Raw genomic sequence first — 15,300 nt, forward strand, 5'->3', positions numbered from 1 at the left:
GCACAATCGGAAGAACTGAAAAGGCTGAATGAATTGACCGAAGAAAACCAACGGTTGCACGACAGGGAACGAATACTATCCAAACAATTAGTTAAAAACACCAAAGTACTAAACGAGCTGGTCATAGCCCCCAAATATGTTGATGTCACACAGTGGAGAAATATAGAAGAAGCCATCAACTCCATATTCGATAACTTCACAAAAAGACTATCAACAAAACTGCCCACCCTAACCGAATACGAAATACACCTTTGTTGCCTGATAAAACTCAATATGAATAATACCAATATGGCAACAGCCTTGGGTATTTCTCCCGCCTCGGTCTCCAAACAAAAATATCGGTTAAAGGAACACATTGCACAGCAAAACGAAACATTGGGGCGAAATCAAGCATTAGATTTATGGATTTGGGACTTCTAACAATATCAAACCAATTCTAAAAATATTATTACACTAAGTATACTACCCTTACGGCAAATGAGCGGGAACGGTTGATGCAAAAATTCGTTAGCAGAATTATCCTGTTTTGACGGCAATTAGAAAAATGTTTTATATTTGCATCATATTCCATCATATTTATAACAATACGCAATGAAAAATGTCTATTTTACTACAGTCATAGTAGCATCAGCTATTCTCTTATTTTTCACCGCTTGTTCTTCAAAAAAACACTCTTCCATATCACTGCCGGAGCTGATACATGCAGAAGCTATCATGTATGAGTACCCAGACAGCGCATTGCATATATTACAGAATATGGAAATGCCGGATGCTGCGCAGAAATTGGAACATGCCACTTGGGCATTGTTGATGACGCAAGCAAAGTATAAGATGTATATAGAGCAGAATGACTCTTTAGCCAATATCGCGTACAATTACTTTATGGAACAAGAGGATGCACAACGAAAGGCATTAGTGCTGTATCTAAAAGGAGAAATTTTTCATGATAACAGAAATATAGAAGAGGCACAAAATTCTCTTCTAAGAGCAACAACGTATGCAGAGAAAACTAATGACTATCAACTGTGCCATTTAATCTATGCAGAATTAGGATGTATATACATACTCCGTTTTTATAAAGAGTATGCTATTGAAGCATTTAATAAATCATACCAATATGCACTTCAATCACAAAACTGTAAGTATATCATTGCTTCTTTAATTTATCTTGGTAGGACTTACGGTCAATTGGAAAGGTTCAATCAATCAATTGAATATTATCAAAAAGCCATTGAAATTGCCAAAGAAAAACATATAACAAGAAGTGTAGCAATTGCTTCTAATGAACTTGCTGGTATTTATATTGAAATCAAGGATTATAAAAAAGCTTTATACTATTCAAAACAGGCTATTAACAGTAGCAATATAGGAGTATCTAAAGGACAAATAAATTTGGTAATCGGGAATATTTACAGAGAAATAGGTCCCATAGATTCCGCATATTATTATTTAAATCAAGTTGTAGGTCATAAAGCAAGTGTCAATACGGTGAATGCTGCTTACCATGCTTTATATGAATTAAGTAAAAGAGAGAAAAAATACCAAGAAGCTATATTTTACAATGACAAATTCTTGAATGGATTCGATTCTATTTTTGATTCCCATAAGGAACAGGAATTAGCCGAAATGCAAGAAAAGTACAATCAACAAAAACTTATCAACGAAAAGAATCAACTAAAGATAGAAAAAGACAAAAATACCCGAAATGCACTGATAATATTGATTGTACTAATTTGTGTCATAGCAATTCTTATATACAACTATCAACATAAACTGATGAGGAAAGAACGCATCATACAAAAGAAAGAAGAAGGGATACGCCAAAGCATGATGCAAATAAGTGAAAATGAAATTGTAATCAAGCATAACCAATCGATGATGCAGGAACTTACCACCCAAATAGAAGCTAACAAAGACATGCAGGAACAATTAGAGGAACTAAACAGAACATACGCTGAAATACAACAACAAAACGAGGCACTGGCCCATGAAAACCATACTCTGCAAAGAAACATAGAACAATACTCTACCTCGCTCAACGCACAATCGGAAGAACTGAAAAGGCTGAATGAATTGACCGAAGAAAACCAACGGTTGCACGACAGGGAACGAATACTATCCAAACAATTAGTTAAAAACACCAAAGTACTAAACGAGCTGGTCATAGCCCCCAAATATGTTGATGTCACACAGTGGAGAAATATAGAAGAAGCCATCAACTCCATATTCGATAACTTCACAAAAAGACTATCAACAAAACTGCCCACCCTAACCGAATACGAAATACACCTTTGTTGCCTGATAAAACTCAATATGAATAATACCAATATGGCAACAGCCTTGGGTATTTCTCCCGCCTCGGTCTCCAAACAAAAATATCGGTTAAAGGAACACATTGCACAGCAAAACGAAACATTGGGGCGAAATCAAGCATTAGATTTATGGATTTGGGACTTCTAACAATATCAAACCAATTCTAAAAATATTATTACACTAAGTATACTACCCTTACGGCAAATGAGCGGGAACGGTTGATGCAAAAATTCGTTAGCAGAATTATCCTGTTTTGACGGCAATTAGAAAAATGTTTTATATTTGCATCATATTCCATCATATTTATAACAATACGCAATGAAAAATGTCTATTTTACTACAGTCATAGTAGCATCAGCTATTCTCTTATTTTTCACCGCTTGTTCTTCAAAAAAACACTCTTCCATATCACTGCCGGAGCTGATACATGCAGAAGCTATCATGTATGAGTACCCAGACAGCGCATTGCATATATTACAGAATATGGAAATGCCGGATGCTGCGCAGAAATTGGAACATGCCACTTGGGCATTGTTGATGACTCAAGCAAAATATAAGATGTATATAGAGCAAAATGATTCATTAGCCAACATTGCATATGACTACTTTATGAAGCAGGAGGATGCACAACGGAAAGCATTGGTGCTGTATTTGAGGGGAGGAATCTACCATAACAATAAAGATATAGAAAAAGCGCAAGAATTTTTCCTTAAAGCTACAGAATATGAAAAAATGGCAAATGACTATCAATTATGCCATCTTATTAATGCAGAATTAGGGAGCATATATGTACTCCATTCTTATAATGAATATGCACTTAATGCTTTCAACAAAGCATACCAATATGCACTTCAAGCCAGCACTCCTAAATATATCATAGCTTCACAAATCTATCTCGGCAGAACTTATACAGAACTTAAGCAATATAACTCTGCTATTGATTTCTACCAAAAAGCTATTGAAAATGCTCAAAAACAACACAATTTTCCCAAAGTAGCAGCCGCGTCAAACGAACTATCTGGAGTTTATATGCAAATAAAAGATTATAAAAAAGCAATATATTATGCCAAACAGGCTATTAACAACAGTAAGGGAGCTATTAAAGAACAAGTGCATTTAGCTATCGGCAACATTTATAGCAATATTGGTCAAACAGATTCCGCATATTATCACCTAATTAAAGCTACATCACCCAACAAAAGTAATATTTTAACAGCGACCTCTGCTTATAATTCCCTCTATAAACTGAGCAAAAAAGAACATAAATATAAAGAAGCCATATCGTTTTGCGACAGTTTACTCAACGGATTAGATTCTGTATACAATTCGCATAAGAATCAAGAATTAGCCGAAATGCAAGAGAAATACAACCAGCAGAAACTCATCAACGAAAAGAATCAATTAAAGATAGAAAAAGATAGAAATACCCGTAATACCCTCATAGTTATCATTTTATTGATTTGTACGATAACATTTCTTATCTATACCTATCAGCGTAAGTTGATGAAAAAAGAGCGAATCATACAAAAAAAAGAGGAAGAGATACGCCACAGCATAATACAGATAAATGAAAATAAAATTTTAATCAGACAAAACCAGTCGAAAATGCAAGAACTTGCAATACAAATAGAAACCAACAAAGGAATGCAAGCACAACTTGAAGAACTCAACAAAACATATTCCAATGTACAAAAACAGAATGAAATGCTAATCATAGAGAACAAAAAGCTTCAAAAGAATATAGAACAATACATATTTTCTCTCAACACACAATCAGAGGAACTAAAAAAATTAAATAAACTAACAGAAGAGAGTCAACGTCTACACGACAGAGAAAGAACTTTATCCAAAAAATTGGTAAAAAACACCAAGATACTACACAACCTAATTACTACCCCAAAATACGTAGATACTACACAATGGAAAGATATTGAAGAATCTGTCAATGACATATTCGACCATTTTACAGACCGACTACAAAAAAAACTTCCTTTGTTGACGGAATATGAAGTGCATCTGTGTTGCCTTATAAAACTCAGCATGAATAATACCAATATTGCAACTGCTTTAGGCATCTCTCCAGCTTCTGTGTCTAAACAAAAATATCGTCTGAAAGAACACATACTACAACAAACAAATAAATTCAGTGAAAATCAGACCTTAGATTTATGGATTTGGGATTTCTGAGGAAGCCACTGTCCATTTTTAGGTTTTTACAAAGGAGGTAATAAGCTATAAAACAACCTATTACCTCCTATTTTATGTCTATATTAAGTCCTTACTACGTCTACGAATATTAGCTAATTATACTTTAACTTTGCAGCAATCAAATTAAATATTAGAATATTGTATGAAAAGAAAAATTGTATGCCAAGTAGTATTAATAGCAGGTATTACATCTTATCTTCTATTTATTCCGAATGTTTTTTCTTCTACTCGTGAGATTGTGTTTTCTCAAATTGAAGAAACAAATGAATTTATTGACATGAAAGGATTATGGGACAATATCGGAATAGAACGCAGCCTCCCCACCATCCCTATCTCCGCCTACCTTTCCGGCAATTTCATCAACATCCAAAACGATAAACCGGATTGCGATATCACAATCCGCATCATCTGCCCGACCACCGGAGAAACGCAGTATCAGCAAATGATTCCTGAAACGGCCACTGCCAACATCCTCATTCCAATCAGCAACTTGCCATCGGGAACATACCTGCTGGAACTGACAGGGCCAGGGAACAGACACTTGGAAGGCAACTTCCATAAATAGGAATCAATGAATAATGACTCAAAATACAGAAGCATCATGAAACGAATCGACCTAAAGAAAGTGCTGCGCATGGACTTCATGATTCAGCACCGGTGCACAGGCACCCCCGAAGAGTTTGCCAGGAAACTGGATTTGTCGCGTTCCACATTCTTCGAGTACCTCGCTTATTTCCGTTATGAGCTGGGCACCGACATCCTTTACGACAAATATCAGAGCACGTACCACTATAATGGAGCCACGCTCTATTCGGCATTAGGATTAAAGTCGGACAACAACTAAACGACTGCCGCGCAAATGTACAGTCTGCTCTTCGACATACGGCAGGAGACCGGCAGGGTAAGAGTCACCGTCCGATTAGCATGCCTGATAAGCAGGAAAGGAAATGAAGTGTACTATACGGACAGTTCCGATTCCGTCTTCACCTCCGGACTGCTGGGCAAAGGCATCGGACGAGTGCTATATCCCGACGACCTGCACTGGTTTGTCCCCGACCTGACGCTGCTCGACCTCTTGTTGCAGGAGCGTGCGGCACTCTATCGCCGGCACGGGATAGACTACCTCTTTGTGACCACGCAGGAAGAGGCGCAAAACGGCAAACTGGATGCCGAAACGCTCTATCTGCCTCCTTCGCCCTACACGCCCCTGTCGAAAGGAGCAAGGGAAGCCGACTTCATCGAAAAACTGGAGGAGATAAAAGAGAGACGTGCGGCAACAGTCATCATCGGCATACTGGAGAAAGGGAACGGCTGCACAGACAATGCAGAACAGGCATACCAAGCCATCAGGAGGCACAGTGCAGACCACCCGGACCACCAGTTCGTAGTGCTGACCAACCAAGGGAAAGCAGACGAAAAGCTGTTTGCACTGCCCGACAACATTGCCGTCTACCGTCCGCAAGACTTGCAGGCACTGCTGCCCCTATGCGACCTGGCACTGGTGGCAGACGACTGGAACATACAGACCGAATGCGTCTTTGCCCACGTGCCTGCCTTGGTGCTGCCGCCAAGGGAGATACGCCGCATGACACCGCACAAGCTGAGCCGACGCATAATGGACATGCTGGGCAATCGGGAATGCCTTGTGGAGCAGCAAAAGACCCTGTGCAGCCTCTATGAACAGGAGAACCAACGGCTGGACGAGGTGGCAGACCGGCTGATACAATACATAGACACCAAAAAACAGAAACGATGAAGAAATTCCCATTCTACAAGCAACTAGACGGCATGGACTGCGGCCCCACCTGCCTGCGCATGATAGCCCGGCACTACGGAAAGACGTTCTCCGTGCAGCAACTGCGGGAGCAATCGTTCATCCAGCGCACCGGAGTGAACCTGCTGGGCATCAGCGAAGCGGCAGCAAGCATAGGGCTGCGCGCCACCGGCATCCGCACCACCATCGAAAGGCTGAAATCGCAAGCCAAACTGCCGTGCATACTGCACTGGAACCAGGAGCACTTCGTGGTGCTATACAAAGTGGAGAAAAAAAGAGGGAAAACCTTCTTCTACATTGCCGACCCTGCCTACGGACTGCTGAAATACGAAGAAGCGGAACTGAAAAACTGCTGGATCAGCACCCGGCAAGGAGGCATGGAGAAAGGTATCGCACTGCTGATTGACGTCACCCCGCAGTTCTATGAGGCGGAACCCATCAAGTATGAGAAACTCTCGCTCTGGTATCTGCTGCACTACGTGCGCCCCTACCGGAAAGCCTTGGTGCAGCTGGTGGTGGGCCTGCTGGCAGGAAGCATCCTGCAACTGGTGTTCCCCTTCCTTACGCAGACCATCGTAGACCAAGGTATAGGTCACCGGAACCTGAACTTCATCTGGCTGATACTGGCGGCACAGCTGATGCTGGTGTTCAGCCGCACCCTCATCGAGGTAATCCGCCGCTGCATCTTGCTGCACATCAGCACGAGGGTCAACGTGTCGCTCATCTCCGACTTCCTCTCCAAGCTGATGCGCCTGCCCATGAAGTTCTTCGACAGCAAGCTGGCAGGCGACCTGATAAGACGAATCGAAGACCACAACCAGATAGAGAGTTTCCTGACACAATCGGTGCTGCAAATACTCTTCGCTGCCATCACCGTGGCCATCTTCGGGGTGGTGCTTGCCGTCTACAGCTGGAAGATATTCCTCGTATTCGCCCTGTTCAGCCTGCTCTACATAGGCTGGGTGAGGCTCTTCATGCGCAAACGGGCCGACCTGAACCGGAAGAACTTCGAGCAGATGTCGTTGAACCAGAACAACCTGATGCAGCTGATTTACGGCATGCAGGACATCAAGCTGCTGGGATGCGAGCAGCAAAAGCGGTGGGAATGGGAAAATATCCAGGCTGCCTTGTTCCGCATCAACATGAGCTCGCTCAATCTGGGACAATGGCAGCAAGTGGGCGCCGTGCTCATCAACGAAGTGAAGAACATACTTATCACCGTGCTGTCGGCCACTGCCGTGCTGCAAGGAGACATCACGCTGGGCATCATGCTCTCCATACAGTACATCATCGGGCAGATGCAAGGCCCCGTCAGCCAGTTCGTGGCATTCATGCAGAGCACACAGGATGCCAGGCTAAGCCTGGAACGCTTAGGCGAAATACACGGAAAACCGGACGAAGAGGCAGACAACAACAGCCCGGAAGCGGACATCACGGGAAATGAAGACATACGGCTACAGAATGTGCTGTTCTCCTACGGATCGGAAAAATCAAGGCAGGTCATCAAGAACCTTTCACTGCACATTCCGGCAGGAAAGACTACAGCCATCGTAGGCCTCAGCGGAAGCGGAAAGACAACACTGGTGAAACTGATGCTGGGCTTTTATCCGCCCACCGGAGGAGACATCAGGATAGGAAACCGCCCGCTACAGCGCATCAGCTTCAAGGAATGGCGCAAGCATTGCGGAGTGGTGATGCAGGAAGGATTCATATTCGGCGACACCATAGCCGGAAACATCGCTCCCGACGGCGAGGCCATCGACAAGGAACGGATGCTCTATGCCGTGGAAATGGCAAACATACGCGACTTCATTGAATCGCTGCCGCTGAAATACAACACGAAAATAGGCAACACCGGACAAGGACTGAGCCAAGGGCAGAAGCAACGCCTGCTGATAGCACGCGCCATCTACCGCAACCCGGACTATCTGTTCTTTGACGAAGCCACCAACGCGCTCGACACCGACAACGAAAAGACCATACAGCACAACCTGGACTTGTTCTTCAAGAACAAGACGGTAATCATCGTGGCACACCGGCTCAGCACCGTAAGAAACGCCGACCAGATTGTTGTCCTGAAAGAAGGCGAAATCACAGAAAAAGGCACGCACGAGGAACTGATAGCCAAACAAGGAGACTACTTCCGATTAGTTAAAAACCAACTGGAACTCAGTGCATGACAGACCGAGATATGGAAGAGATTTATAAACCGGACACGAAGAAAGTGGAAATATACAGCCGAGACAGCAACGACATGCTGGGCGACATGCCCGACTGGCTGATACATACGGGAAGCTACATCGTATATGGGCTGGTGGCATTGCTGGTGGCAGGAGCAGCCTTGTTCCAGTATCCCGACACCGTGAAAAAGCACATACGCATAGACGACACGGGAAGCGTGGAGTGGATTACGGCGAACCGTGCCGGCATGATAGAAAGGTTCTTCGTGGAAAACCGGTCGCAGGTCAAAGAAAACGACACGCTGGGAATACTGAAAAACACGGCTTCGCTGAAAGACGTGAAAAGATTCTGCCAGGTACTGACCAATGTAGAGGAGTATTACCGCACCATGGACATCGGCTACCTGCAAGATTATCCCTTCGACCTGATTATGGGAGAAATGACCCCGGCATACGAACAATTCACACAAGCCGTAAGGGCCTGCCTGATGTATCGGGAGTTCGACCTCTATCCGCAAAAGAAAAAGTATCTGGACAAGGAACTGGAAATACTCGCCCGGAGCGGAAAGGCGGACGAACTGGACCTGCTGAAAATAAAGCGGGAAATGTTCGACTTGGAAATCGACCATAAAATGGAGATGGCCCAACACCACAGGGCACTGGAGATAGCCTACGAGAACATGGTCAACAGCCTGAGAACATGGGACAGCAACAACTTGCTGAAAAGCCGCAACAAAGGAACCGTCATCTGGGGAAAGAGCTGGAGCATGAACCGGAAGATAAACGAAGGCGACACGCTATGCACCGTTGTCTCGCAGAAAAAAGGAAACCCGGTAGGACACATCAGACTATCGGAAAACGAGGTATCTGAAATAACCGCCGGCGACAAGGTGGACATCGCGCTGAACAAGTATCCAGCACATACGTATGGCACGTTATCAGGGAAAATCACCTCCATCTCCTTTGTCCCCTACAACAAAAGCTATGCGGTGGAGGTGGAATTCCCGGACGGAATGATTACCACCAAGGGGAAAAAACCGGATTATGAGATAGGCATGAGCGGACAAGCGGAAATCATCACATCGAGCAGAAGTGTGCTCGACAGGATATTCTCGCCTGTCATGCAGTTGTTCAAAGAAAGGAATTAAGATAACTTAAATAGATATGCAACATGGAACAGAAAGAATCAAAAAAGACTGTCGAAAAATGCGACCGGAAAAATCAGGAAGAAGAATTGCTGGACATCAACGAACTGATGGACGTGCAAGGAGGAACCGACACGGAACCTGTGAAGAATTGCGGATTAGGATGTTATTTGTCGGGAATCAACAACACCGGCCAAAAGGAAACAACCTCTGAAGACAATGATAAACCTTGATAAAGTATATCTGCTCAACCCGCACTATCACTTAAGGCATGACATACATCGGGTAGTGCTATTCTCCAGAGGCGGGACAGACCAAGACTGTTCCCGCAACTGGCAGACTTTCATACACCCGCTGCAAGCAGCCTTGCTAAGCTTTTTCACCCACAACCGGACTATAAGGGAAACTCTTCCGCTGCTTTGCGACTATTTCTGCAAAAGCCCCCGGACAATAGAAAAATGGGTGGCCGAATTCATTGAGAACCCGCAACCCATCTACACCAATTCGCAGCAAGGAAGAATCTACTTCCCTAAACGGGTGCTGATTGAGGCGGAAAAAGCCGAAGGGAATCTACGGTTCGACCGTCTGGATGCCGACAGCTTCATCTGGAAAAAACTGGACTTGAAAACCCGACGGCTCTACACCAGACCGGCAATAGTCACATTCATGCTGACAAACCGATGCATCACACATTGCCGATATTGCTATGCCGACACAAGCACGATAGCAGACACACCGTTGCCCACCGGACGCATCATGGAACTGATAGACGAAGCTGCCCAAATACAAGTGCGGCAGGTGAACCTGATTGGAGGGGAAGTGTTTTTGCACAAAGACTGGCAATCCGTCTTAAAGAAGTTAGTCGAACTGGATATCGCCCCCGAATATATATCAACCAAGATGCCCATGAACAGCGAAAGGATTGCCGCACTTACCGACATCGGTTACCGGGGAACCATACAAGTGTCGCTGGATGCTTGCGACGAGATAGTACTGCAAACATCCATTGGGACACGCAAAGGGTATACGGAAGCCGTGCTGGAAGGCCTGCAAATGCTGGACGAAAGCAGTTTGGACTATCAGGTTTCGTCCGTGCTGACCACTTACAATTGCGACATCGGCGTGCTGGCCCGCATGCTACAGAAACTCACTACGCTGAAACGGATACGAGACTGGCGAATTGTACCTGTAAGCAATTCCATCACAAAAGAAATCAATGAATTCATTTGCCTGAAGCCTAAACAAGAACAAATAGCCACTCTCTTCAAACAAATGCGCCCGCTTATGGCACAACACAGTTCCTTTCCCATCATCTTGGGAGAAGAGACCATGAACAAACAGTTCGGAAAGACGGAAGGGGGCAGTTGCAACTTCAGTGGCAGCGAATGCTCGGCACTTACCACACACCTTTTCATCCTGCCTGACGGACAAGCAACCATCTGCGAACAGCTTTACTGGAACCCGCATTTCATCATAGGAGATGTAGGCAGGAATAGCCTGAAAGAAGTATGGAATTCACAACGGGCGCTGCAACTGTACAATCTGACACGAAGCGACATCAGCACACGGAGCCAATGTCACAAGTGTGCATTGTTCGATTCTTGCTTCGGTTACCAGAACCGTTGCTGGAGTGATATAATAAAAGCTTATGGGGCTGATTGCTGGGACTTTCCGGACCCACGATGCAAATTTGCCCCAGAAATGAAAAACAGACTTGATTATGAGTGAAGACGAATTAGACAAAATCAAAAAATCGTTTGTACGTGCCAAAGATGGATGCAGCCTGGAAGTGGCATGCCTGCTGACCGTAATGAAGTATTATGGCGGAACGGAAGAGGTACAAAAACTGACAGAATGGTGCACCGTGGACGGCAAACTCTCTTTAGGCGGCATGAAACAAGCTGCTATCCGTGCCGGAATGCAGGCCGACTTACGCCTGTTAGACATCGAACTACTTGCCCGAATGAAACTGCCCATCATTCTTTTTGCCAAAAACGATTTCGGCAGAATCGGTTATGCCGTATGTTACGGAATGCACGGAGAGCGATTCATTGTGTGGGAACCAGACTTCGGACCCATGCAATATTGGCCCAAGGAGCTAAACACGCTATGGATAAAGGGCATTTGCATGACTCTGTTCCCCACTCCCGAATTTTCGGAGAAGGCGGACTATCACCTGAAGTGGTGGGAACTGTACGACTGGAGCAAGAAATGCAAACGGAAACTGAACCGATGGTGGGATTACTGGTCGGTAGAAATCTTTCCGCTATTCCGCTGGTAGGCACAGCCGTCGCTACCGGCGGACCAAGGACAAATGTATTCCTCCCCAGATTCCCAGCACAATAACCAGCAATGTCTGCACTGCATGCACTATCAGTGCAAAGACACCGGCATCTGTAGCATTCACGCCATAGAGCATCATCATGGTGATGACGGCAAAGTGCCAAGGTCCTGCCCCGTTGGGCGTGGGAACAATGACGGCAAAGGTACCACCGACAAACATCACCAGTCCGGCAAGGTACCCAAGGTGTTCTGTAAACTGAAAGCAATAGAAAGCAATATAGAAGTGGTAGAAATAGCAGAGCCAGATAAGAACCGTATAAAAGATGAACAGAGGCACATTGTTCACATCGCGGAGTGACAGAATCCCTTCCCATACATTCAGTGCCACCCCCTTCACCCTCTCAAAGAAAGAGAGCATGCGCAGCAGGTAATAAAGAAGCACCAACACACCGACTACACAAAAAAGAGCAACATAAAACCAAGGGGAAGTCAGCAGATACATCAGCGAGGGGATTTTTGTTCCGGTTTCAGCAAAAAATCGAAAAAAGACAGGCATCTGCAACAAAAAGGTGAGTCCGGCAATCAACAGAATACACAATGTATCAATCAGCCGTTCGGTCACCACGGTTCCAAGCGATTTGGCAAAAGAGACATTGTCATATCTGGCAAGCACTCCGCAACGGGAAACCTCGCCTATGCGAGGCAGTGCCAGATTGGCCGCATACGACACAAAAATGGCATCCACGCAATCACTCGTCACAGGACGGACACCAAGCGGTTTCAGCGTCTGTTTCCAACGCCAGCCGCGAACCACATGGCTCATGACACCGAAAAACAACGAAAATGACATCCACCACCAATTCGTACCACGCAGAAGCACTGCTCCGGCCCTCGAAAAATCAAAATCACGATACACCCAATAGAGGATAAAACCGCCCAAGAAAATGGGTAAGATGATTTTCAATATCTTTTTTAACAGCTTATTCATACGATATTCCCAAATTCTTCATTCTTCATTCTTCATTCTTCATCGAAAAGAACTACCTTTGCTCCGTATAAATATAGGTTGCTATTCACACTGCTACCTATATTTGCGGAGCAAAAGTAATGATTTAGTTGATAAATGAAATTAGTTAAACCTAAAAAGTTTCTCGGCCAGCATTTCCTGAATGACCTGAAAGTGGCGCAGGACATTGCCGACACAGTAGACACCTGTCCCGGAATCCCCATCCTCGAAGTTGGTCCGGGAATGGGGGTACTGACCCAGTTCCTTCTGCCCAAAGAACGCAACGTCAAAGTAGTAGAACTGGACTACGAGTCAGTGGCCTACCTGCGGGAAGCCTATCCGCAACTGGAAGACAACATCATCGAGGACGATTTCCTCAAAATGAACCTGCAACAGTTGTTTGGCGGACATCCCTTTGTGCTGACAGGAAACTATCCATATAATATCTCCAGCCAGATATTCTTCAAAATGCTGGAATATAAGGACCTCATTCCCTGCTGTACGGGTATGATACAAAAGGAAGTAGCCGAACGTATAGCAGCCGGACCGGGCAGCAAGACATACGGAATCCTAAGCGTACTGATACAAGCATGGTACAAAGTAGAATACTTGTTTACAGTACACGAACATGTCTTCAATCCGCCCCCAAAAGTTAAAAGTGCCGTCATCCGCATGATGCGCAATGAAACGCATGATTTAGGGTGCGATGAAAAATTGTTCAAGCAAGTAGTGAAAACCACGTTCAACCAACGACGCAAGACTTTGCGAAACTCTATAAAACCGATACTCGGTAAAGACTGTCCACTGACGGAGGACGTATTATTTAATAAACGCCCGGAACAACTGTCCGTAAAGGAATTTATTCAGCTAACCAACCAGGTGGAGCAGGCATTGAAAACGATTAATGATTAACAGTTAGTGATTAAACACGAACAATCATGGAAATAGACGAAGAATACATAGAAAAAGTCAAAAGCCTGATAGAACAGAAAGACGCGGAAAATGTCAAAACACTTTTGACCGACCTACACCCGGCAGATATTGCAGAACTGTGCAATGACCTCGGCTTGGAGGAAGCCCGCTTCGTTTACCGCCTCCTTGACAACGAAACGGCAGCGGACGTACTGGTTGAAATGGACGAAGATGTCCGGAAAGAATTCCTGGAACTTCTTCCTTCGGAAACCATTGCCAAGCGTTTCGTGGATTATATGGACACGGACGATGCCGTAGACCTGATGCGCGAACTCGATGAGGACAAGCAGGAGGAAGTACTTTCGCACATCGAAGATATAGAACAGGCGGGTGACATCGTTGACCTGCTGAAATATGATGAAGACACTGCCGGTGGTTTGATGGGTACGGAAATGGTAACTGTCAATGAAAACTGGAGTATGCCGGAGTGTCTGAAGGAAATGCGCCTGCAAGCTGAAAAGTTAGATGAAATTTACTATGTATACGTCATCGACGACGAAGACCGTCTGCAAGGGGTATTCCCATTAAAGAAAATGATAACTTCCCCTTCTGTCTCTAAGGTAAAGCATGTGATGCGGAAAGATCCTATCTCCGTCCATGTAGACACCCCCATTGACGAAGTGGTACAAATCATCGAAAAGTATGACTTGGTGGCAGCTCCTGTTATAGACAGTATCGGACGTCTGGTAGGCCAGATTACCGTAGACGACGTCATGGACGAAGTCCGCGAACAGTCGGAACGTGACTACCAGCTGGCATCCGGTTTATCTCAAGATGTAGAAACGGACGACAATGTCATGCGCCAGACTTCTGCCCGCCTTCCATGGCTGCTCATCGGCATGCTGGGCGGTATAGGCAACTCCATGATATTGAGTAACTTCGACACGACTTTCGCCGCCCATCCGGAAATGGCCCTTTATATTCCGTTGATTGGCGGTACGGGTGGAAACGTAGGAACCCAGTCATCGGCCATCATCGTGCAAGGTCTTGCCAACAGTTCACTGGATGCCAAAGACATCTTCAAACAGGTAGCCAAGGAAGCGGTAGTAGCGGTCATCAATGCAACCATCATCTCTCTGCTGGTATACATCTATAATTTTATCCGGTTCGGAGCTACGGCCACGGTTACTTATTCCGTCTCCATCAGCCTTTTTGCAGTCGTCATGTTCGCTTCCATTTTCGGAACGCTGGTTCCCATGACTTTAGAGAAGTTGAAGGTTGACCCGGCCATTGCCACCGGTCCGTTTATCTCCATCACCAATGACATTATAGGCATGATGCTGTACATGGGCATCACTGTCTTACTGTCATAAAAACAAAAAATAGAAAAAAATCAAGGCTAATTGTATGAAGTAATCATTTTATTTCATTAATTTGTAACTTAATATAACCCAAACGGGAGGAACCCGTTTCTAAAAA

Annotated in this window: 14 protein-coding genes; 13 read left to right on the forward strand and 1 reads right to left on the reverse strand. The window is 44.8% G+C overall.

Annotated features, from left to right (window positions below; genetic code table 11):
- The 11 genes from HU824_RS14365 to HU824_RS14415 form a co-directional block, all read left to right on the forward strand.
- Positions 1–420 (forward strand): helix-turn-helix transcriptional regulator (locus HU824_RS14365; RefSeq protein ID WP_369692703.1); only part of this gene is annotated, 420 nt, incomplete at its 5' end.
- Positions 421–591: 171 nt separating this feature from the next.
- Complete coding sequence (locus HU824_RS14370; protein ID WP_176469190.1) at positions 592–2,460, forward strand: tetratricopeptide repeat protein; 1,869 nt, start codon at positions 592–594, stop codon at positions 2,458–2,460.
- Between the two features lie 171 nt (positions 2,461–2,631).
- Positions 2,632–4,500: a tetratricopeptide repeat protein gene (locus HU824_RS14375; RefSeq protein ID WP_176469191.1), complete on the forward strand. Its 1,869-nt coding sequence runs from the start codon at positions 2,632–2,634 to the stop codon at positions 4,498–4,500.
- A 298-nt stretch (positions 4,501–4,798) separates the two neighbouring features.
- Positions 4,799–5,086 carry a DUF3244 domain-containing protein gene (locus HU824_RS14380; protein WP_176469192.1) on the forward strand — a complete coding sequence of 96 codons (288 nt, stop codon included), beginning with the start codon at positions 4,799–4,801 and terminating at the stop codon, positions 5,084–5,086.
- A 36-nt stretch (positions 5,087–5,122) separates the two neighbouring features.
- Positions 5,123–5,365 carry a hypothetical protein gene (locus HU824_RS14385; RefSeq protein WP_136011324.1) on the forward strand — a complete coding sequence of 81 codons (243 nt, stop codon included), beginning with the start codon at positions 5,123–5,125 and terminating at the stop codon, positions 5,363–5,365.
- Positions 5,366–5,380: 15 nt separating this feature from the next.
- Positions 5,381–6,277 carry a hypothetical protein gene (locus tag HU824_RS14390; protein WP_136011323.1) on the forward strand — a complete coding sequence of 299 codons (897 nt, stop codon included), beginning with the start codon at positions 5,381–5,383 and terminating at the stop codon, positions 6,275–6,277.
- Positions 6,274–8,475: a peptidase domain-containing ABC transporter gene (locus HU824_RS14395; protein WP_176469193.1), complete on the forward strand. Its 2,202-nt coding sequence runs from the start codon at positions 6,274–6,276 to the stop codon at positions 8,473–8,475. Before HU824_RS14390 ends, HU824_RS14395 begins: the two co-directional genes overlap by 4 nt.
- Positions 8,476–8,486: 11 nt before the next feature.
- Positions 8,487–9,623, forward strand: a complete 1,137-nt coding sequence (locus HU824_RS14400) for an HlyD family efflux transporter periplasmic adaptor subunit (RefSeq protein ID WP_176469194.1) — start codon at positions 8,487–8,489, stop codon at positions 9,621–9,623.
- 23 nt (positions 9,624–9,646) lie between these two features.
- Positions 9,647–9,853 (forward strand): hypothetical protein, encoded by a 207-nt coding sequence (locus tag HU824_RS14405; RefSeq protein WP_136011320.1) that lies wholly within the window; start codon positions 9,647–9,649, stop codon positions 9,851–9,853.
- Positions 9,840–11,348, forward strand: coding sequence for a radical SAM protein (locus HU824_RS14410; protein ID WP_176469195.1), 1,509 nt, complete (start codon positions 9,840–9,842; stop codon positions 11,346–11,348). Before HU824_RS14405 ends, HU824_RS14410 begins: the two co-directional genes overlap by 14 nt.
- Positions 11,341–11,901 (forward strand): cysteine peptidase family C39 domain-containing protein, encoded by a 561-nt coding sequence (locus tag HU824_RS14415; protein WP_136011318.1) that lies wholly within the window; start codon positions 11,341–11,343, stop codon positions 11,899–11,901. The genes HU824_RS14410 and HU824_RS14415 overlap by 8 nt, the downstream gene beginning before the upstream one ends.
- 12 nt (positions 11,902–11,913) lie before the next feature.
- Here HU824_RS14415 and HU824_RS14420 read toward each other — a convergent pair whose 3' ends face one another.
- Positions 11,914–12,891 carry a lysylphosphatidylglycerol synthase transmembrane domain-containing protein gene (locus HU824_RS14420; RefSeq protein WP_136011317.1) on the reverse strand — a complete coding sequence of 326 codons (978 nt, stop codon included), beginning with the start codon at positions 12,889–12,891 and terminating at the stop codon, positions 11,914–11,916.
- Positions 12,892–13,026: 135 nt separating this feature from the next.
- On the opposite strand from HU824_RS14420, the gene rsmA reads away from it, so the two are divergent.
- Together rsmA and mgtE are read left to right on the forward strand one after the other, a co-directional pair.
- Positions 13,027–13,821 (forward strand): 16S rRNA (adenine(1518)-N(6)/adenine(1519)-N(6))-dimethyltransferase RsmA, encoded by a 795-nt coding sequence (gene rsmA, locus HU824_RS14425; RefSeq protein ID WP_136011316.1) that lies wholly within the window; start codon positions 13,027–13,029, stop codon positions 13,819–13,821.
- 32 nt (positions 13,822–13,853) lie between these two features.
- Complete coding sequence (mgtE, locus tag HU824_RS14430) at positions 13,854–15,194, forward strand: magnesium transporter (RefSeq protein ID WP_176469212.1); 1,341 nt, start codon at positions 13,854–13,856, stop codon at positions 15,192–15,194.
- The last annotated feature ends 106 nt before the right edge of the window (positions 15,195–15,300 follow it).

Source organism: Bacteroides sp. L10-4 (genome assembly GCF_013373675.1).
In the GTDB taxonomy this organism is placed as follows: Bacteria; Bacteroidota; Bacteroidia; order Bacteroidales; family Bacteroidaceae; genus Bacteroides; species Bacteroides muris.